Origin of the sequence: Aquabacterium sp., assembly GCF_041915145.1 — a bacterium.
Classification (GTDB): Bacteria; Pseudomonadota; Gammaproteobacteria; order Burkholderiales; family Burkholderiaceae_C; genus Aquabacterium.
On the sequence record NZ_JAYSBZ010000060.1, the window covers coordinates 1 to 20,360 of the forward strand.

A 20,360-nucleotide genomic window follows, 5' to 3' on the forward strand; every position below is an offset into this window, starting at 1 on the left:
ATCAGGTCGTCGCCCTGACCACCAATCAAGTCGCCAACCTGACCACCGCGCAGGTCGCCGCCCTGGGCACGGCTCAGGTCGCCGCGATGGAGACCGCTGATCTGGCGGCCATGACCACCGCGCAGATTGCCGCGTTGACCACTGCAGAAGTGACCGCGCTGAGCACTGCTCAGATCGTGGCCCTGACGACCGCCGAAGCTGCGGCGCTGACCACGGCTCACATCGCCGCGCTGCATACCGATCAGATCGCCGCGCTTGAAACGGCCGACCTGCGCGCGTTCACCACGGCGCAGATCGCCGCTCTGACCACCGACCACATCACGGTGCTGTCCACCACCCAGGTGGCGGCCCTGACCACGGCCGAGATCAAAGCGCTGACCACGGCCGACGTGGCCGCACTGAGCACGGATCAGATCACCGCGATGAGCGTTACTCAGGTGTCCAGCTTCAGCACGGCGCACATCGCGGCGCTGAGCACCGCTCAGATCGCGGCGCTTGAAACAGCTGATGTGGCGGCGCTGAGCACCGCGCAGATCCATGCGTTCAGCACGGCTGACATCGCCGCGCTGTCGACCAGTCAGTTCCAGGCGATGTCGGTATTCGACGTGCAAGCGCTGACCACCACGCAGATCGCCGCGATCTCCACGGCGGATGTGGCGGCCTTCACCACCACGCAGATCCATGCGCTGAGTGCGACACAGATCGCGGCCTTCACGACCGATCAGATCGTGGCATTGGAAACCACCGATCTGGCAGCCTTGAGCATGACGCAAGCAACGTCATTCACCAGTGCGCAAGTGGGTGTGATGACCACCAGCCAGCTCGACGTGCTGTTGGCGACCTCGCCGATCGTGCTCGACCTGAACGGCGATGGCGTGCACACCACGTCGGCCGCCCAGGGCGTGTCGTTCGACCTGAACGCCACGGGCAACGCGCATCAAGTGGGCTGGGTGTCAAGCCAAGACGGCCTGTTGGTGATGGACCGCAACCATGACGGTCAGATCAACAACGGCACCGAGCTCTTCGGCACCGCCACGCAGTTGGCCAACGGCCACCGCGCGGGTGACGGCTACACCGCACTGGCCGAGCAGGACACCAACCACGACGGCAAGATCTCGGCAGCCGACGCCGGCTGGAAGGATCTGCAGGTCTGGGTGGACGCCAACCACGACGGCAAGGTCGAGGCCGGTGAGCTGAAGACGCTGGAACAGCTGGGCATCGCCTCGCTCGACCTGCACGCCCAAGCCGGCACGCAGATCGACAACGGCAACCTGCTGGGCCTGGTGTCGGGCTACACGAAGACCGATGGCACGACCCACGCCATGGCCGACGTGTGGTTCGCCAAGCAGACCACCACGACCGAGACGACGACCACCACGACGGATCAGTCGGGTCAGCAGACCGACCAGCACACGACGACCACGACGACGCAGACCACCGTGCAAGTCAGCTTGCACGACGTGCTCGCCGCACCGGGCGCCGACCTGCTGGCCAACCTGCCGAGCGGCTCTGGCACCACGACCACCGGCACCACGGCAACCGACTCGCACACCGCGACGACGACAGCCACCACGACGACCAACGCGCTGGATGCCGCCATCGACACCCACGCCGCCGCGGCCACCACGGCGCAGCAACTGATCGACGACAAGCAGAACAACCTGCTGATCTAAGGTCGACGCGACCCAAGCCCGGGGCCACCCGGGCTGCCCGAGGGGATCTGGCTTACCACCAGGTCCCCTTTTTCATGCCCGGCGAGCCTGCGATTTGCGCTGCCAGATGCGGGCTTATCTGCACACCCGGTGTGGCCCACTCTCTCCACACTACGCAAGTCAACATGCGTCTTCAGGAGAGCGCCTTGAACCCTCGCTTCAGCCAAGTTGCCCTGCTCTGCCCCGAGGCCACGACTGGCGGCCCCGAGGCCTTGCACCAACTAGCGCACACGATCAACGACCTCGGTGGCAACGCCCGCATGGCCTACTTCGGCGCCAAGTCGCGGGTGCATCTGCTGCCTGACCGCATCCGCGCCGAAACTGCGCCCGACACGCCCGGCCTGAGCGCCTACGCGGCCTACGCCCCGCAGCTGGTGCAAGAAATGGTGTTCGGGCCGGACACCTTGCTCGTCTTCCCCGAGATTTCGGTGCAGCAGGCTCGGGAGGTACAAGCCGGCAACAAGGCCGTTTGGTGGCTGTCGGTGGACAACGCTTTGTCGCAAAACCCGAACCTGCGCTACCGCAGCTACCTCGAATACCTGTTCGCCGACGACTCGCTGGTGCACTTCTACCAGTCGGACTACGCCCGCGACTACCTGGTCGAGAGCGGCGCCCGCAAGATCTACCCGCTGTTCGACTACACCGACCCGAACTTCCTGCACATCCAGCCGCAAGCATCGGTGCCCAAGAACCGGGTGGCCTACTTTCCGCGCAAGGGCGGCGACAAGGCCGCGCTGTTCGTGGCGCAGTCTCAAGCGTCTGGCCAGCCGCTGGCCTTCGCCCCGATCGAGAACATGAGCAAGCCCCAGGTGAAAGAGACCCTGGAGAGCTGCGCCGTCTACATCGACTTTGGCCACCACCCGGGCAAGGATCGTGTGCCACGCGAGGCCGCCTGCGCCGGCGCCGTGGTGCTGCTGCACGAGCAAGGCGCCGCCAACTTCTTTGCCGACCACCCGCTGGACAAGCGCTACGTGTTCAGCCTGGCCGACATTCAAAGCGGCCAGTTGCAAGAGCGGGTGCGCCAGATCATTGCCGACCCGACCCCGCACCTGCACGCCCAGAGCTACTACCGCCAGAAGATCTGGCTGGAGCGCGAAGAGTTCAGTCTGCAGGTGAAGTCGTTCTTCTTCACGCCCGGCGGGTAGGGTCACAAATCGACCAGCTCACCGCCCGCGCTTTATCGAAAGAGGCGACGAGGCCCAATCAAGCCGGTGTGGCCATCGCCCGCACGATCTCTCGAGCCAGAAGCGGATAGCCCGAACGCTCGAGCAGCTCGCGCTGGATGTCTTCGATCAGCAAGGCGCGCTCGCGCAGGTGCTCGGGTTGGCTGAAGTAGCGCACCTTGTCGCGCAGCTCGGCCAGCGTGCGGTAGCTCACCTGCTCGTGGTGACGAGTGAGGTTGACGATGCCGTCGCGGTAGTCGGTGAGGCACAGCCCGCCGGCCATGATCACGTCGTGAAAGCGGTTGATCACGGCGTGGTCGAACTGCATCGACGACACGTTCAGGTTGACGGCGCTGCCGCGATAGATGCGCCGCAGCGCCTCGGGCTCGTAGACCGCCGGCTCGTAGCTCACGCCATCAGCCTCGACGCGCAGCGAGCGCTCCACGCCGTGCAAATAGGCCGGGTCGCCACCGAAGATCTTCGCCGCCGGCAACTGCGCGTTCTCGAACACCCAGCCGCGAAATTGCAGCGACTGATGCATGGTCTGCGTGCGCAGCCATTGGGTGTGCGCCACGCGCAGGGCCGTTACCTCGGCGGGGTTGCCAAAGTGCGCCAGCGCCGCGTTCGAATACGCCTCGACGGCCGGTTGCAGCGCCACGCCCAGATCGTGCTGGCGGGCGGCGAAAAGTTGGTTCATCAAGCCATCCACCGGCGCCGAGCCCGTGCTCTGGCGCAGGGCCGACGGCACCACGTGGCCAACGAACGAGGCCTCGTGGTCGAAGTGATCAAGCTCCGGCGCCGTGGCCGGTATCTCGCTGGCATGCGGCACCCACGCGGCGTGGGTGATACCGGCTTGCTGCAAGGCGCGCACGCTGTCGGGTTCGATGCACAGGTGGTAGGCCCGCGCATCCACGCGCTGCCAAGCCTGCAGGCGCGAGAGGCCCGCCAGGCAGGCTTGGCCGCTGAGCACGATGTCTTGATGCAAGAAGATCAACTGGCCGGCGAAGTGCTCAAAGAAGTGCGTCTGGCCCAGCGTCGTCGGCCCTTGAATGGCGTTGCTGCCGGCGTTGGTGAGGTAGACCGTTTGAGCCGGCTGCGCCTGCAGAAACTGCAAGAACGTCTGCTGGTTGAAGCCCTTGGGCTTGACCCACAGCACCTCGTGACCATGGCGCGCCAGCTCGGTGCCCAGCGCCGTGGCGATGCGCGTGTAGATCGGCGTGCCCGACTCTTCGATGTAGATGGTGGTCACGCCCGGTCTCGCTGCTGGGGTCTGGACCGCGCCTCAGCGCAGGCTCAACGCGTCGTGGGCGCCGCCCAGCTGCGTGTTGCGCCACATCGCGGAGTAGATCGCTTCGAGGTTGCGACAGAAGCCGGCCGTGTCGAACAGCGGCGAACTCAGGCGGTGCGCCGCCAACTTGGCCTTGACACCTGCCAGCACCTCGGGCTGCGAGGCGAGCTTGAGCGCCAGTGCCTCGTAGTCGGCCAACGAATGCGTCACCAGCTCAGGCAAGCCCACGGTGTTCAGCAGGCTGGCCGCCACGCGCGCCGGAAAGGCCTGGCCCATGTACGTGACGACCGGCAGGCCGGACATCAGCGCGTCAGCCGCCGTGGTGTGGGCGTTGTAGGGGTGGGTGTCGAGGAACATGTCCGCCTGGCGGTAGCGCGCCAGGTGGTCTTCGACGCGTGGCACGCGGGTGGCAAAGACCAGGCGGTCGGGCTCGACGCCCTGCGCCTGGGCATGCGCGCGCAGGTTCTTTTGGGACAGCTCGCTGCGCGACATCAGCCACAGCACGCTGCCGGGCGTCTGCTTGAGCAGGCGCATCCACACCGCAAACATGTGCGGCGAGATCTTGTAGTCGTGGTTGAACGAGCAGAACACCACGCCCGTCTCGGGCAGGCCGCATTCGGCGCGCGTGGGCGTGCGCTCGGCGATCTGGATGCCGCCGTCGGTGGGCAGATAGGTGTCGGGCAGGTAGACGACCTTCTCGTTGTAGTAGCCCTGGTGCTCGGGCGGGATCACGAAGCGGTCGGCAATGATGTAGTCCATGTACTTCGCGCCCAGCGTGCCGGGGTAGCCGAGGTAGTTGACCTGGGCGGGCGCAGGACGGTATGCGAAGACATCGGTGCGCGAGTCGGACGTGTAGCCCGCGAGATCGACGGCCACGTCCACCTCCATCTCGCGCATCAGCTCGGCGATCTGGCGCGAGCTCATCTGGCGCGCATCGATGAAGCGATCAAACGCCTGCACCATGCGGCCGCGCAGGCGGCTGTTGTCGTCGATGCCCACAGAGATGGCGATGGTCTCGAAGCGTGATTTGTCGTGCCGCTCGAAAATGCCGGCCATCAGATGCCCCACCGGGTGCTCGCGCAGGTCGGGCGAGACGTAGGCCAGGCGGATCTTGTCGTGGCGATAGCGCTCGCCGCGCCACAAGGGCTGGTGGTGCTGCTCGAACTTCTGGGCAAAGGCCTGGGCGCAGGCCTGGTGATCGGCTGCCACATCGGAGATGGCCATGAAGCCGAGCGACTTGCACACGCGCTTGCCTTGGCGCACGCCGTCGACGATCTGCTGCGAGAGCGCGTCGAAGTCCGTCCAGTCGCAAGCGTGCAGGCGCTCGTAGGTCAGCAGGCCGAGTCCGAAGTCGTAGTTCGGGTTGATGGCCAGCAGGCGCTGGAACATCGCCGTGGCTTCTTCGGGCCGCTTGAATTCGGACAGCATGATCGCGCAGTTGCCCAGCGCGTTTTCGTAATTCGGGTTGATGCTCAGCACGCGCATGAAGCGCTCGAGCGCCGGGCCGTGCTGCAGCATCTCGCGCAGCACCGCGCCGCTGTTGACGAGCGCCTCGACGTAATCGGGCTTCAGCTCCAGCGCGCGGTCATAAGCCTGCAGCGCGGCCTCGCGCTGGCCAGCAGCTTGCAAGGTGGTGCCAAAGGCAAACCACAGCGGCGCGAAGGTGGGCGCCACCTGCGTGCCATGCGCCAGCAGGCCCAGCGCCTCGTTCACCTCGCGGCGGCCCATCAGCACGGCGGCCAGCGAATACAAGGCCACCGGGTCGTTGGGGTGGCGGGCCAGATAGTTGCGGAACATCGGCTCGGCCACGTTGACGCGGCCCTGGCTCTGGTGCTCCACCGCCTGAATCAGCTGGGCCTGGTCGTTGGGCGGCTCAGTGGCGGCCGGCACTGAAGTGGGGGCGTCTGCGACGAGGTCCATAGGGTGCGAGGGTTGGAGCGAGTTATCGGGGCTCATTGCGACGCCTGCTGCGGGTCGAGCCAGGCGGCCAGGCCGGCGCCCAGCGAGCGCAATTGCGCGTTGGCCTCGTAGCCGTCGTGCAGCGCGTTCACATAGGCGATGCGCAGGTTGTAGTGGTCGCTCTCGGCCGACATCACGTCGAACAGCGAGCGGCGGCCCAGCTCCGACCATTGGCGGAAGGTGTTGTCGCGCACGCGGTCGCTGTCGCGCAGCACCACGGCGTAGCTCTTGGCGCGGACAAAGGCCGAGGTGGCCGAGTCGTGCACTTCCACCGCCTTCGACTGGCGAGACGAAATCAGCTCGGCCTCGCGCTCGCGCGCCGCATCGGCACGCTTGAGCGCGGCGCTCATGGCAGCCTGGTCTGAAAAGCCGTTGAAGATCGTGTAGCTCACCGTCACGCCGGCCGTCCATGAACCCGAGTTGACCGAGCCCGAACGCCCGGCGGCCTTCGAGACCAGCCAGTTGAGCTGCGGTTTCTGCCCGGCCGACACGGCCTTGGCGTAGTTGTCGAGCGCCTCGGCTTGCAGGTGCAACTGACGCACCTCGCTGTTGTCGAGCAGCTGCCGGGTGATGTCGAGCAGATCAGGCACCGGCATCAGCGGCACCGTGATGCCGTCGCCGGGCTGGTAGTCGGCGCCGATCTGCTTGCGCAGGCGGGCTTCGATCTGGCGGGTCTGGGCGATGGCCGTGTCGCGCGAGATCTCGGCTTGCAGCTGGGTCTTGCGCGCCTGCACCAGCTCGCTGGCGCGGCCTTTGTCTTCGGCGACGATCTGTTCGAGCACGTTGACGAGGCAGCTCATCTTGCGCGCGTATTGCTGGTAGACCTGGGCCTGCAGCCGATAGCGGTTGCGCTCGACGGCGGTGGTCACTGCGTCGAGCACCACCTGCTCGCGGGCCGACAGATAACCGAGCTGGGCCACATCGGCCAGGCGCGAACGCCAGTCGATCACGTAGCTGGTGCGACCGAAGTCGATCAGCGGCGCGCCCACGTTCAAGGCAAGACTGGTCTGGCGACCATTGGTCGAGACATTGACGTCGGCCTCGGTGCGCCCCATGCGGCCGCTCACGGCCACTTGCGGGTAGCGCGCGCCTTTGGCTTCGTCCAGGTCATGCGTGGCGGCCTGAGCTTCGAGCTGCGCGGCCGATACCTCGGCGCTGCGCTTCGAGGCCTCGCGCACGATGGACTGCAGCTGGGTCAGGGGGTCGTCGGCCTGCTGCACGTTCGAGCCAACCGCGGCGGCCGTGGTGAGCGACACCGGCCGCATCCATTTCGACGCGGCCTTGGCCACGTTGGATCGAGCAGGCTCGACCAACGCGGCCTCATCGGTGCATTGCGTCACGGCATGGCTGGCGGGGAGCCAGCCGGTCAGGGCCGCAACAGCAACAAACCGGGCAACAGGGCCCGGTCGTTTCGCAAGCAGATTCGTGGCGGTGCTCATAGGGCGCTAACGCTCCCGGAAGGCTTCTCTCGACTTCATCATCGGCTTGAGCATGTACTCAAGAACCGTGCGCTCGCCGGTACGCATCTCGATGGAGGCGGTCATCCCCGGCATGACGGCAATCGACTTGCCGCCTGCTTGCAGTGTCGATTGATCGGCTCGCACCAAAACCCGGTAATAACTGGTGTCTTGCGGGGTATTTTTGTCTTTGTCGTCGCCCAAGGTGTCGGGGCTGATGTATTCGATCACCCCCTTGATACCGCCGTAGGTGTAGTAGTCGTAGGCATTGAGCTTGACCTCGGCGGGCAGGCCGATCTTGATGAAGCCCATGTCCGCCGGCTTGACCTTGGCCTCGACCAGCATGCGCTTGCCCACCGGCACGATCTCGAGAATCGCCGCCCCCGGCTGCACCACGCCGCCCAGGGTGCCCATGCGGATGTTCTTGACCATGCCGCGCACCGGCGACTTGATCGTGGTGCGGCGCACCACGTCGCGCCGGGCGATCTGCTGCTCTTCCAGCCCGGCCAGCTCGGTCTGGGCCTTCACCAGCTCGGCGGTGGCATCTTGCCGAAAGCGGTTGATGCGCTCTTGAATCTGCAAGGTCATGTCGTTGGCCTGGCGACGCAGGCGCATCACCTCCACCTCCGACAGCATTCCCTTGGCCGCCAGCCGCTCCGACATGCCCAGCTCGTTGTTGAGCAGTTGCAGGCTGCGGCGGCTCACGCCCACGGCCTCGTCGAGCGCCTGGCGCCGCGCCTGGTAGGCCTGGGTTTCGCTTTCCACCACGCCAGGGGTCTCGGTCACCTCGTCGGGGAACACCAGCGGCTGGTTGCCGGCCTCGGCTTCGAGCCGGGCGATGGTGGCCTTGAGGGCAATCTGCTTGGCGTGCCCTTCGTTCTGCTGGGCCTCGAAGCGGGTCGGGTCGAGCTGCAGCAGGTCTTGGCCCACCTCGACCAGCATCCCCTCTTTGACGAACATCGTGCGCAGGATGCCGCCTTCGAGGCTCGCGATCACTTGCTCGCGGCCATCCGGCACCACGCGGCCCTCCGCGCGCGCCACCTCGTCCACGTGGGCAAAGGCCGACCAGACGCAGGCCGTCAGCACCACGATGAACATCAGGTACAGCGCCCAGGTGGCACGCGGCGTGGCCTCGGCCAGTTGAGCCTCCTTGACGCCCACCAGGAAGCGCTCGTCCCCCGGGAAGTACTGATCTCCCTTACTGAACCTGAACATCACGACAGCACCTGACTCATGCGGCAGAGGCCAAAGTGGGTGCCGGCTGCGGTTGGGCTGGCGCCTGCGGCGGAGCCGGCTGCAGCGGGGGCGCCTGCGGCGGGCGCGCCACGACTCCGGCGGGTCGGTTGCCCGCCAGCGCCGACAGCACCTGGGCCTTGGGCCCGTCGATCAAGACCTTGCCGCCATCGACCACGATGATGCGGTCCACCAGGTCGAGCAAAGCCGGGCGGTGCGTGACCACCACCAGGGTGCGCTGCCCCACGGCGCCCCGCAGGTGGTTGATGAAGTCCACCTCGGCCTGGGCGTCCATCGAGCTGGTGGGCTCGTCCATGAGCAAGATCTGAGGCTGCGTGACGAGGCAGCGCGCCAAGGCGACGAGCTGGCGCTGGCCACCCGACAGCAACGCGCCCATCTCGCCCACCGGCAGGTCGAAGCCCATCGGGTGCGCGGCGGCAATGCGGTCCAGCCCAGTCAGGCGAGCCACGGCCAGAAAGTTGTGCGGGTCGATATTGGGCCGACCCATGAAGATGTTGTCGCGCAGCGTGCCTTGAAACAGCCGCGGCTCTTGCGACACGAAACCCACCTGCGTCCTGAAGTCCGCCGGGTCGATCTGCCGCAGGTCGATGCCGTCCACCTGCACCAGGCCTTCAGTGGGTTGATACAACCCGCCGAGCAGCCGCAGGATGGTCGACTTGCCGCTGCCGATCTTGCCCAGAATGGCCACGCGGTCGCCCGCCCGGATCTGGATGCTCACACCCTTGAGCACGGTGGGCGCATGCTGCTGGCGCCCTTGCGGGTAGGCAAAGCTCACGTCACGCAAGGCCAGCTCGCCAGCCAGTTGCGGGCGCGCCAGGTAGCGTTTTTCGGGGTCTCGCTCGGTGGGTTGGCGCATCAGCTCGTTGAGCATGTAGAGCGCCGCCTTGGCCCCCTGGTAACGCGAGGCCAGGTTGACCACGCTGCCCAGCGGCGCAATCGCCCGACCCGCGAACATCACCGCGCCAATCAGGCCGCCGCCCGTAAGCTGGCCCTCGTTGATGAGGTGCACACCCCACACCAGCATGGCCAGCGTCACCAGCTGCTGCGAAATCATCGCGAAGTTGTTGACCCAGCTCGACACAGCCCGCGCGCTCAGCGCCGACTGCGCCGCCTGCGCGTTGGCCTCTTCGTAGCGCCGCAAGAAATGCGCTTGCGCGCCAGCGGCACGCAAGTCTTCAAGCCCCTCGACCGCCTCGACCAGCACCCCGTGCAGGTCGGCGTGCTGCCGCATATTGGCCCGCATGTAGCGCCGCAGCAAGCTTTGTATGCCCCACGACATGCCCAGCACGATCGGGATCGACAACACCAGCACCCACACCAGTGGCCCGGCCACGAAGCCGGTCATGGTGACGAACAAGACAATGAAAGGCAGATCGGTGAGTGCCGACAAGGTCGCCGAGGCCGAGAACTCGCGCACCACCTCGATCTGCGCCAGGTAATGCGCAAACGAGCCGGCCGATTCGGGGCGGTTTTCGAGCTTGATCGCCAGCGTCTGCCTGAACAGCAACGAGCCCAAGGCCAGGTCGGCCTTCTTGCCGGCCAGGTCGATCAAATAGCTGCGCAGCTGCCGCGCCACCATGTCGAACATCACCGCCACCAGCGTGCCGGCAGCCAGCGCCCAGAGCGTGACCATGGCCTTGTGCGGGATCACCCGGTCGTACACCGCCGACGTGAACATGCCGGTGGCCAGCATCAGCACGTTGCTGAGCATCGCGGCCACCATGGCCGAGCGGTAATAAGGGAAGAACTTGCGCAGCGTGCCCCACAACCAGTGGCGCTGCGGGTCGTCGCCCGGCCCCGTGGCCGCTCGTTGCCCCTCGGGGCGCAGCGCGGCCATCAAGGCAAAGCCGGTGTATTGCGGCAGCAGTTCGGCTTCCGACACCTCGCACACATGCGGCTCGGGGCCTGGCAGCACGATCTCGAACCGGGCCTGCCGATCGCCCTTGCTGCCCGCGTCGGGCAGGCGCTTGGTGACCACGCAGGCATCGCCGTTCTTGAGCAGCAGCACCACCGGCAGCAGCAACGACAGAATCTTGCCCGGCTGGCGTTGCACCACGCCGGCGTTGAATCCGGCCTCACGCAGCACCGTCAACGCCTGATTCGGCGTCATGGGGCCGTCCAGCGCCACGCTGCCCAGCAAAGACTGCTCGGTGCGATCCACCCCGTAGTAGCGACACACCCACAGCAGCGCCTGCAGCAATGGGTCCGCGCCCGAACCCACCGCAGCACCGTGCGGCAAAAGTTCAGGCGACCCGCTGAGGTCGTCTGGGACGGGGGTGGCGTCGGTCACCAACAGGTTGCTCCCGGGCTGGCAATTCGTAACAGCGCCTCAATGGCGCACCCACAGGCGCGACAGACGCCTGCGATTTCAACCCGATGCTAGAGATCTGCAACCCACCCCTTGACGGCAAAAGCGCAAGGTTTCGGGCGCATTTCAGAGCCACCCCCTGATCGGAGACCCCGGATTACCCCCCTCATCTGATGGGTATTGGGCAAGCCTTCTTAAAAAGACAAGCTATTTGGCCAGCCCATCTTGTAAGTTTTCTTTTTTTGTTCGGTTTACTCGTTCAGCGATTCGTTGCCTCAAATCCAAGGCGGTGTCGGCGCGTTTCATGGGGTTCCTCGGCCGACACACACCCTCGTTTCATGACTTGCGACGTCGCAAAGTGCCGGGTTTTCCAGCAATTCCCGCTCTGACAGACCTTGAATCCAACGTTCAATTAATCAGGCGAGAACTTTGAATCTCGATCCACAGTCAATGGAATACCTATCACCCAGTTAAATATGCACCAACACGGTGCATATTAGCAATTTGCCAAACAATTCACGCTTTTTTGAATGGCCGGATTAGAGCCCCCCCTATTCAAAGGATGTGACAAGCTGTTCGACCTTTCGAAAATACCGTCACACCTCCGATGAGGCGTTACAAATCTAACATTCGGCAACATTCAAGAGGTTCTGCATACCGCACTCGCGTCAGCAGCCTCAGGGGAAGCAATCATGCTGCAGGTGTTTCAACAACAGGCGCCCGTGTCGCCTCGCACGCAAATGCTGGCCGATGGCTTGCTGTGCTTCTTCGCCATTCCCCTGGCCGCCGTCTCCATGCACGTGTTGCCGCTGGACGCCGCCATTGCCAGCCTGATGCGCCCCGACGTGGTGTTGGGCACGTTCGGCTTCGCCTTGTTCATGTCGCTGCTTTACTCGTTCGTGGGCATGTACCGCCAGGGCGCCATCACGGTCAGCGGCGGCGCCATGCTGGGCCGCGCCGCCATGGCGCTGCTGATCGGCGTGTCGCTGACGTATGTCACCGTCAAGTCTTTTGCCGATGTCGACTACGCCCGCAACTTGGTCGCCTACGTGTCGTTCTACTTGGTGCTGGGCTGGGTGATCGTGCGCGTTTCGATCTACGCGGCCTACCAGGCCGGCGTGGAGGCACCGCGCGTGCTGATCATCGGCACCGGCGCCGAGGCGCTCGGCGTGGCACAGGACCTCAAGACCAAAGGGCCTTCGCAGCGCTCGGTGGTGGGTTTCTATCCGTCAAGCACCAACGATCATCTGTCGCCCAACCCGCTGGTGTTCTCGTCGCAGCTGTCGATCCCTGAAATCGTGCGGCGTCACAACGTCAACGAAGTCATCGTGGCCGTGCGCGAACAGCGCGGTGGCGGCGTGCCGATGGACCAACTGCTCGATTGCCGCATTCGCGGCATCCCGGTCATGGACTTGGCGGGCTTTTACGAGCGCACCAAGGGCGAAGTGCCGATCGACAGCCTGAAGGCCAGCTGGCTGGTCTACGGGCACGGCTTCGTGCAGAGCGCGGCTCGCCAGTTGTCCAAGCGCGTGTTCGACGTGGCCTCGTCGGCGGTCTTGCTGGTGCTTGCCTCGCCGGTGATGTTGATCACCGCGCTGGCCATCAAGCTCGAAAGCCCGGGCCCCGTGATCTACAAGCAAGAGCGCGTGGGCCGTGCCGGCCGCACCTTCATGTGCCTGAAGTTCCGCAGCATGCGCGCCGATGCCGAAAAAGACGGCGTGGCACGCTGGGCGACCAAGAACGACTCGCGCATCACCCGCGTCGGCGCCTTCATCCGCAAGACCCGCATCGACGAGCTGCCCCAGTTGCTGAGCGTGTTGCGCGGCGAAATGAGCATGGTCGGCCCGCGCCCCGAGCGGCCGTCGTTCGTCAAGCAGTTGCAAGAGCAGATTCCGTACTACGACGTGCGCCACAGCATCAAGCCGGGCGTGACCGGTTGGGCCCAGGTGCGCTATCGCTACGGCTCGACGCTGGAAGACGCTCGCAAGAAGCATCAATACGACCTGTTCTACGTGAAGAACAACTCGCTGCTGCTCGACTTCAAGATCCTGATCGAGACGGTGAGCGTGGTGCTGTTCCGCGAGGGCGCGCAATAAGTGGCCTGCGCTTGCTGACCTGATCAGGCTCATTCGGCCTGGTCCCGAAGGCTGAGCGACCCGCAAATGGGCGCCGTGCGGCGCATGGGCATGATCCAGACCGAACGGCATCTGGCCGGACTGCGAACGCTGATCATTGGCGACCTGTCCAGCGCTGACCAGATCGTATTGCTGCTGCACGGCTACGCGATGCTGCCGGAAGATCTCGCCCCGTTTGCCCAGGCCTTGCAAGCCGGACGCACCGCGTACGTGCTGCCTCAGTCCAACCTCCCAGCCCCCAGCGGAGGAGGCGCCTGGTGGCGCATTGACGAAGCCGCGAAGCAACGTCAGCTGATGCAGGGCCCGCGAGACTTGGCCGAATCCGAGCCGGAAGGCCTGCCCGCAGCGCGTCTTGGCATAGAACGCCTGCTGGCCGAGCTCTTTGCGCTAGCTCCGGGGGCACGCTTGGTGCTGGGAGGGTTTTCGCAAGGTGGCATGCTGGCCTGCGATGTCGCCTTGCATACGGCCACCCCGCTGGACGCCCTCTTCTTGCTATCGGCCTCAATGCTGACGATCTCCCGCTGGCGCCCCCTGCTGACCCGACTCTCCGCGCGTCCGGTTCTGGTCGCACATGGTCGCGGAGACGACAACCTCGCTCTGGCGGCCGGCGAACGCTTGCGCGACGCATTGACCGCAGCCGGCGCCCAAGTGCGATGGGTGCCATTCGACGGCGGTCACCAGATCCCGCCGACCGTGTGGCGACACCTGAGGCGCTTTCTGGGCGAACGTGCAGCCGTTGACGCCCACCTTCGCACGCCAGCCAAACCGTCCTGAAGCGAAGACCCGGCGCATGCCGAGCCTGCTTCAACCGCGCCGCGTAACCGGCTCCAGGGGTTCGCCGCCGGACGGTATCCCTCATTGAAGTGATGACGCGGGGCAATCATCAAAGTTGCCTTGAGTCAATTCTCCAGCCAGCCAAGCCTCATAAGGTCGAGGCTGTCGCCGCCCGTCGGTTCTTTGCAGCGTTCACCTCATGACAACCTCCTCGACCATCTCTCCCCAGCTCGAAACTGTGCGACGCATCGCACGCGACGTTGCTGGCCCGTTCGCCGTCTCGGTTGACCGTGAAGGCCGCTTCCCGCAAGAAGCCATCTCGGCCCTGCAGTCCGAAAAACTGTTGTCGGCCTACGTGCCGACGCGGCTTGGCGGACTGGGCCTGAGCGTGACCGAGCTGAGCTTGATGTGCGAGGCGCTCGGTCAGCGCTGCGCGTCAGCCGCCATGGTCTTCGCGATGCATCAGGTGCAGGTAGCTTGCGTAGCGCGACACGGCCGCAACGAGTTCTTCCAGAACTACATGACTGATCTGGTGCGCGATCAACGCCTGATCGCCTCGGTCACATCCGAAGCCGGCGTCGGCGGCTCGGTGCGGACCAGCATCTGCAATATCGAGCGAAGCGGCGACGCCTGCAGCGTGCGCAAGGACGGCACGGTGGTGTCCTACGGCGAGGCGGCCGACGATCTGCTGATGACGGTGCGCCGCACGTCCGAGGCCGTGGCCAGCGACCAGGCCCTGGTGCTGGTGGCCAAATCCCAGTGCGACCTCATCCCCACCAGTTCGTGGGATTCGATGGGCATGCGCGGCACCTGCAGCCCGGGCTACATCGTCAATGCCCGATTCAAGCCCGATCAGATCGTGCCCGACCCGTTTGCCGACATCAACGCCCACACCATGGTGCCATGGGCGCACATCCTGTGGTCATCCGCCTGGCTGGGCATTGCCACCGACGCCGTCACCCGGGCCCGCTCGTTCGTCAAGGACACGGCCAAAAAGCTCGGCGCCACGCCGCCCACCGCGGCGCGGCTGAGCGAGGCATCGGCTCTACTGCAATTGATGCGCGCCCAGGTGCGCGAACGCGCCCAGCACTACGACCAATTGCTGGCGCGGCCCGACGGCGGAGCCGACGTGCTGTCGTCCGTGCCTTTCGCGGTGCAACTCAATCACCTCAAGCTCAACGCATCCGAACTGGTCGCGGAAATCTGCACCAAGGCACTGCGCATCACCGGCATGACCGGATATCGCAACGATTCACCCTATAGCGTGACACGTCATCTGCGCGATGCTCACTCGGCGGCGCTGATGATCGGCAACGAGCGCATCCACGCCGCCAACGGCGCGCTGCATCTCGTCTACAAGGACGAGGCCCTGTAGCTGTGGCGTTGTTGACACCCCGCAAATAAAGGTTGGCTGGAGCGGAACTGAATGGAATCATGCCCCTCGAAACCACGGCTACACTGCGCCCGGCTTGCTGCTGAAGCTGCTTTGTAATTTGCACATGCTATGGTTGCCGCCGCCTACCGGATGGCCGGCCATCGTTTCCATGTGTTTTGTCAGTTTCCTGCACCAGGCTGGTTCACCAACCAGATTGTTTCGATAGTCCGAGCCGCGTCAGACGGCTGATTCACAACCGCCTTTGAGCACCGAGGAGCACCTTTCTTATGTTTGGCACCAGCCGTAATCTGCCCCATCAATCTGGTCGCATCGCCTTGCGCGGCGCGCTGACCATCAGCGTCATCGTAAGTGCCGTCGCGCTGGCAGCCTGTGGCGGACACAAAGACAAAGCCACCCAAGTCGCCGCCAAGGTCAACAAGGAAGAGATCTCGGTGCACCAGATCAACTTCGTGCTCTCCCAGGCACAAGGCATCAAGCCCGAGCAGCGCGACGCTGCCAGCAAGGTCGTGCTGGAGCGACTGATCGATCAAGAGCTGGCCTATCAGAAGGCACAGGAACAGAAGCTCGACCGCGACCCCAACGTCCTGCAAGCCATTGAGGCCGCCAAGCGCCAGATCGTGGTGCAAAACTACATGGCTAAGGTCGCCAGCGCGGCCAAGCAGCCGTCTGACGTCGAGATCAAGCAGTACTACGACTCCAAGCCAGCATTGTTCAGCGAACGCCGTATCTTCAGCCTTCAAGAGCTGGCCGCCGATGTCAAGCCCGAGCAGACGGCTGCCTTGAAAGCCAAGCTGGCCGGCGCCAAGAGCATGCAAGAGGTCGTTGCCACATTGCAGGCTGATGGCATTCACTACAACGCCAACCAGGCTGTTCGAACCGCCGAACAACTGCCACTGACGCAGCTCGACACCATCCATCAAATGAAGGATGGTCAGATCCTGATCGAAGAGATTCCGAGCGGCCTGCATGTGGTCATCCTCGCGGCGTCCGAATCGAAGCCCGTCGCGCTGGCACAGGCCAAACCGTTCATCGAGCAATTCCTGCTCAACGAACGCCGCCGACAACTGGTCGAGGCAGAAGGCAAATCCCTGCGCAATGCAGCCAAGATTGAATATGTCGGAACCTTCGCCAAGAGTCCGGGCAGCCCGGCTTCTGGTGCCGAGGTTGCTGTACCCGCGCTGCCAGGTGCCGCATCTCAGTAAGCGCCCCGTCAGCTGTTCGCCTCACTCGTCGATAGGGCCGCCTTGTGCGGCCCTTTTCCGTTGCAAAACGGCCAGCCGTGCTCAAGTCTCACCCGGCGCAATGCCGGCAAGCGCTCGAACGCGCAAGACACCTTGCCAAAGCGACTTGGGAATCAGCAGAACCAGCTAGAATGCGCGGCGCTGCGGGTGTAGTTCAATGGTAGAACGGCAGCTTCCCAAGCTTCATACGAGGGTTCGATTCCCTTCACCCGCTCCACTGCATCTTTCTGCGGAGGTCCGCTGAAATCCAAGGGAGTCTGCAAGTCGTTGTCACGCAACGGTTTTCTCTCTCTTTGATGTTCTGCTGTCATCCACGGAAATCCGCCTGAAGCCAGGACTTTTATGTCCATGATTGTGTCCATTTTTGCGGGCACGACCGCTTCCGGATTGTTTGTAGAGGCGCGCAGGTGATGTGACCAGCATCGAGTTCCTGACTCACGTTCAGGAGCTAGAAGCATGGCACTTTCCGACCTGGCCGTTCGACGCGCCAAAGCCACCGGCAAGGACTACACCCTCCCCGACACGTTGGGCCTCTCCCTCGCTGTTGCAGCGACGGGAGGCAAGACCTGGCACTTCCGCTACTACTGGCTCAAGGAGCCCAAGCGGATGTCGTTCGGCACCTATCCCGAGGTATCGCTGCTCGAAGCCCGCGCGCTGCGCGACGAGGCGCGCGCCTTGGTGGCCAAGAGCATCAACCCCCGTGTTCACCGCAAGCAGAAGCGCGCCGCGGTCAAGCTCGCCGGCGAGCACACCTTCGAGGTCATCTACAGGAAGTGGTTTGCCCATCGTGCGCTCAGCCTCAAGAAGGGCCGGCAGACCACGCACTCCATCCTCCCGCGCGTCTTCGACAAGGATGTACTGCCCTACCTGGGCAAGCGCTCGATCTACGAGATCAAGCGCTCCGACCTCTTGGACGTGATCGCCAAGATCGAGAAGCGCAAGGCGCTCTCCGTCGCCGAGAAGGTCAGGACGTGGTTGAACCACTTGTTTCGCTACGCGCTGGTGATCGTGCCGGGGCTGGAGCAAAACCCGGCGTCCGACCTCGATGTGGTCGCCGTGCCGTTGCCGCCGGTGAACCACAACCCGTTCCTGCGCATGGAGGATCTGCCGAAACTGTTGCAGCGGCTGCGCAAGTACCGCGGCAGGCTGCGCACCCAGCTTGGATTGCGGCTGCTGTGCCTGACCGGCGTGCGCACGGGCGAGTTGCGGCTGGCGACGCCCGATCAGTTCGACCTCGACAAGGGGTTGTGGATCATCCCGCCCGACGTCGTGAAACAGTTGCAGGTGGACATGCGCAGGAAGCGCCAGCGGCCGCAGGACATTCCACCGTACATCGTGCCGCTGTCGGTGCAGGCCATCGAGATCGTCCGGCACATGCTGGAGGAGTTCAAGCCGGCCCAGCGCTATCTGCTCCGGCACGACAACGACCTGAAGAAGCGCATGAGCGAGAACACCCTCAACGGTGCGCTCAAGCGCATGGGCTACCGTGACCTGCTGACCGGGCACGGCATCCGGGCCACGATGTCCACCGCGCTCAACGAGTTCGGCTATCCGAAAGCCTGGGTGGACGCGCAACTCTCCCACGTCGATCCCAACAAGGTCAGCAGCACGTACAACCACGCCGAGTACGTGGAGCAGCGCCGCCGCATGATGCAGGATTGGGCCGACCGCCTCGACCTCTTTGAGCAGAACATGGTCGAAGCGGCGAGCATGCCGCTCACCATTCACCTGGAAGGCGTGCCCGCCATCGGGGGCGATCCCGCTGACAGCGCACCGCCCAGGGCGGCGACGACGCCGATCCTGCTCGTGACCAAGCCTGGCGATGCGATGCCGCTGGTGTCAGCTGCGGCGCAGCGGCTGCCGGCGGTCACGGCGCCGCGCTCGGTGATGGAGCAGCCACTGTCCGACGTTCAACGCAAGCGGATGGAACTCGTCGATGTTTTCGAGTCGCCGCACAACCTTCCGGTCGTCGAGTTCGCCAAGATGGCGGGCAAGTCGCGCCGGTGGATCAGCTACGAGATCAAGGCGGGCAACCTGCTGGCACTGAACCTGGGAAACCGCGGCCAGCGGGTGCCGGACTGGCACCTCGACCCGCTCAAACACGAGCTGGTCCAGTCCGTCATGAAGCTGAGCCGGGGCGCGGACCCTTGGCAGATTTACCACGCGCTGCTGCAGCCGCGTGCGATGCTGCGCGGCCGCTCGGCCCTGGAGGGCGCCACCGCCAACAATCTCGACAAGATCATCATGGCCGTGGTCACGAGCGTGAAGGCAAGCGAGTGGGATCAGGAGAAGGTGGTGGGGTTCGCATAGCAGCCTTGCGCTGCGCCCCTCATCAGGACACGGAACGGGCGCGGCGCGCGAATCGCTCCTGGGGCTCGGTCAAGGACGTGCAGGGACGCAGCAGATAGGCCATCACGATGGCCGGTGAGCCGGCCAGCGGCCGCGCGGCGATGCCTCGGCACAGGTAGCTGGCCAGCCTTGCGGCAGGCGCAAAGGCAATGCCGTAGCCCGCTGCAACGAGCGTCATGGCCATGTCGAAGGTGCTGACCACCTGCTCGCGGCCCTGCAGCTCGTCCTCGAACAGGCGCTGCGCCACCGCGCGCCACGGCTCGTCGGCCGTTGACTGCGCGCAGATCAACGGCTGCTTGAGCAGTTCTTGGCGAGGCACTTCACGGTAGGACAGCAGGTGCGAGCGCTTGGCGACGGCGACCGCCAGCGTGTCATGCCACAACGGTTCGCACACCCAGCCCGGCCACTCCCAGGCGGCTGTGGACAGGGCTAGGTCAAAGTTATCGTGCGGCAGTTCCTGCGCCTGCGCCGTGGCACTGCATCCGATCAAAGCAGTGGCGGTTTCTGGCTCTTCGGCGCGCTGTAACGCCAGCAAGTCGGCAAGCGGTGAAGGCACCCACTCGCCGAGCACAGCCACCCGGATTTCAGTGGAGGCATCGCTCGATTTCACGTCCAGTTCCCCCAGGCAGTGAACTCGCGGCGACCGATGAAGTCGCTTCTCGTGAGTTAAGTTTAACGTGGTTTATATCGTGTCAATCCTCGACGCTTTTGGCAATGCAAAAGCGTTCGATTCAGAGAGGCCGGCCCACCGGCACAACAACCTACGAAGCGGAACCAGCCATCGCGTTTGGGGCCTCCGTGCGCGAAGAAAGAACCAGTCAAGGCATCGCCCAGGAAACGCTGGCCCATCTGTCAGGAATCGAGCGTTCGCACATGGGAAAGATCGAGCGTGGAGAGCATGTCCCCACGCTCCCCCTCATTCTCAAAATCGCCCGTGCGCTGAAATGCAGTTCTGCCCACTTGATGGCGCTGACTGAAGCCAAGCTGGCAGAGACGGCTACGCCCAAGTCCGCGGACTGAAGCCGGCCCGCGCCGTGGCCCCTTGTCTACCCCTGTTCGTTGTCGTTCTTATTACCGGCGGCTGAATTTTCGCGCTTTACGGCCTCGGTGAGGAGGCGCAGGTATGGATTGTCCGGAGGCATTTCCTGGAACAGCGCTTCGGGAGCGCTCAACAGGTAGCCGTGCAGTCGCCTGGATTTGCGCGGCCCCGTGACTTCGCAGGTCCAGATATTCAACCCGCTGGCTTGCTTGCGGTGCAGGCTCAGTTTCTCAAAACGCTTCTGCACCCACTGCCATCCCTCCAGGTTCTCCGGTTTCGCCAGTG

General features: G+C 64.6%; 14 protein-coding genes, 1 tRNA gene and 1 pseudogene. 9 read left to right on the plus strand and 7 right to left on the minus strand.

Annotation, left to right across the window (positions count from 1 at the left end):
• Positions 1 to 1,673, plus strand: a pseudogene (locus ACE3SS_RS11390) (heme utilization protein); the annotation flags it as partial.
• Positions 1,674 to 1,858: 185 nt separating this feature from the next.
• Entirely contained in the window at positions 1,859 to 2,857 is a 999-nt protein-coding gene (locus ACE3SS_RS11395) for a hypothetical protein (protein WP_374593998.1), read from the plus strand.
• Between the two features lie 58 nt (positions 2,858 to 2,915).
• On the opposite strand, the gene ACE3SS_RS11400 is transcribed toward ACE3SS_RS11395, so the two are convergent.
• The 5 genes from ACE3SS_RS11400 to ACE3SS_RS11420 form a co-directional block, all read right to left on the minus strand.
• Entirely contained in the window at positions 2,916 to 4,124 is a 1,209-nt protein-coding gene (locus tag ACE3SS_RS11400) for a hypothetical protein (protein WP_374594000.1), read from the minus strand.
• Positions 4,125 to 4,157: 33 nt separating this feature from the next.
• Positions 4,158 to 6,083, minus strand: coding sequence for a tetratricopeptide repeat protein (locus tag ACE3SS_RS11405; RefSeq protein ID WP_374594002.1), 1,926 nt, complete (start codon positions 6,081 to 6,083; stop codon positions 4,158 to 4,160).
• A gap of 32 nt (positions 6,084 to 6,115) precedes the next feature.
• Positions 6,116 to 7,462: a TolC family protein gene (locus ACE3SS_RS11410; protein WP_374594004.1), complete on the minus strand. Its 1,347-nt coding sequence runs from the start codon at positions 7,460 to 7,462 to the stop codon at positions 6,116 to 6,118.
• Positions 7,463 to 7,567: 105 nt separating this feature from the next.
• On the minus strand, positions 7,568 to 8,794 hold the full coding sequence (locus tag ACE3SS_RS11415; RefSeq protein WP_374594006.1) for an HlyD family type I secretion periplasmic adaptor subunit: 1,227 nt from the start codon (positions 8,792 to 8,794) through the stop codon (positions 7,568 to 7,570).
• A gap of 16 nt (positions 8,795 to 8,810) precedes the next feature.
• Positions 8,811 to 11,123 carry a type I secretion system permease/ATPase gene (locus ACE3SS_RS11420; RefSeq protein ID WP_374594008.1) on the minus strand — a complete coding sequence of 771 codons (2,313 nt, stop codon included), beginning with the start codon at positions 11,121 to 11,123 and terminating at the stop codon, positions 8,811 to 8,813.
• A gap of 710 nt (positions 11,124 to 11,833) precedes the next feature.
• Here ACE3SS_RS11420 and ACE3SS_RS11425 point away from each other — a divergent pair.
• From ACE3SS_RS11425 to ACE3SS_RS11450, 6 genes are all read left to right on the plus strand, one after another.
• Positions 11,834 to 13,237 carry a TIGR03013 family XrtA/PEP-CTERM system glycosyltransferase gene (locus ACE3SS_RS11425; RefSeq protein WP_374594010.1) on the plus strand — a complete coding sequence of 468 codons (1,404 nt, stop codon included), beginning with the start codon at positions 11,834 to 11,836 and terminating at the stop codon, positions 13,235 to 13,237.
• 90 nt (positions 13,238 to 13,327) lie between these two features.
• Positions 13,328 to 14,050, plus strand: a complete 723-nt coding sequence (locus ACE3SS_RS11430) for an alpha/beta hydrolase (protein ID WP_374594011.1) — start codon at positions 13,328 to 13,330, stop codon at positions 14,048 to 14,050.
• A 199-nt stretch (positions 14,051 to 14,249) separates the two neighbouring features.
• Complete coding sequence (locus tag ACE3SS_RS11435; protein WP_374594013.1) at positions 14,250 to 15,425, plus strand: acyl-CoA dehydrogenase family protein; 1,176 nt, start codon at positions 14,250 to 14,252, stop codon at positions 15,423 to 15,425.
• Between the two features lie 287 nt (positions 15,426 to 15,712).
• Complete coding sequence (locus ACE3SS_RS11440) at positions 15,713 to 16,648, plus strand: EpsD family peptidyl-prolyl cis-trans isomerase (protein ID WP_374594015.1); 936 nt, start codon at positions 15,713 to 15,715, stop codon at positions 16,646 to 16,648.
• A 182-nt stretch (positions 16,649 to 16,830) separates the two neighbouring features.
• Positions 16,831 to 16,904 (plus strand) — tRNA-Gly (locus ACE3SS_RS11445).
• Positions 16,905 to 17,143: 239 nt separating this feature from the next.
• The gene (locus tag ACE3SS_RS11450) at positions 17,144 to 18,997 is read left to right on the plus strand and encodes an integrase arm-type DNA-binding domain-containing protein (protein WP_127805031.1); all 1,854 of its coding nucleotides are present in this window, start codon (positions 17,144 to 17,146) and stop codon (positions 18,995 to 18,997) included.
• 22 nt (positions 18,998 to 19,019) lie between these two features.
• Here ACE3SS_RS11450 and ACE3SS_RS11455 read toward each other — a convergent pair whose 3' ends face one another.
• Positions 19,020 to 19,646 (minus strand): substrate-binding domain-containing protein, encoded by a 627-nt coding sequence (locus ACE3SS_RS11455; protein WP_127805033.1) that lies wholly within the window; start codon positions 19,644 to 19,646, stop codon positions 19,020 to 19,022.
• A gap of 104 nt (positions 19,647 to 19,750) precedes the next feature.
• On the opposite strand from ACE3SS_RS11455, the gene ACE3SS_RS11460 reads away from it, so the two are divergent.
• Positions 19,751 to 20,056, plus strand: coding sequence for a helix-turn-helix domain-containing protein (locus ACE3SS_RS11460; protein WP_127805035.1), 306 nt, complete (start codon positions 19,751 to 19,753; stop codon positions 20,054 to 20,056).
• Between the two features lie 26 nt (positions 20,057 to 20,082).
• Here the strand turns inward: ACE3SS_RS11460 and ACE3SS_RS11465 are convergent.
• A partial coding sequence (locus ACE3SS_RS11465; protein WP_374594018.1) for a conjugal transfer nickase/helicase domain-containing protein occupies positions 20,083 to 20,360 on the minus strand: 278 nt, incomplete at its 5' end.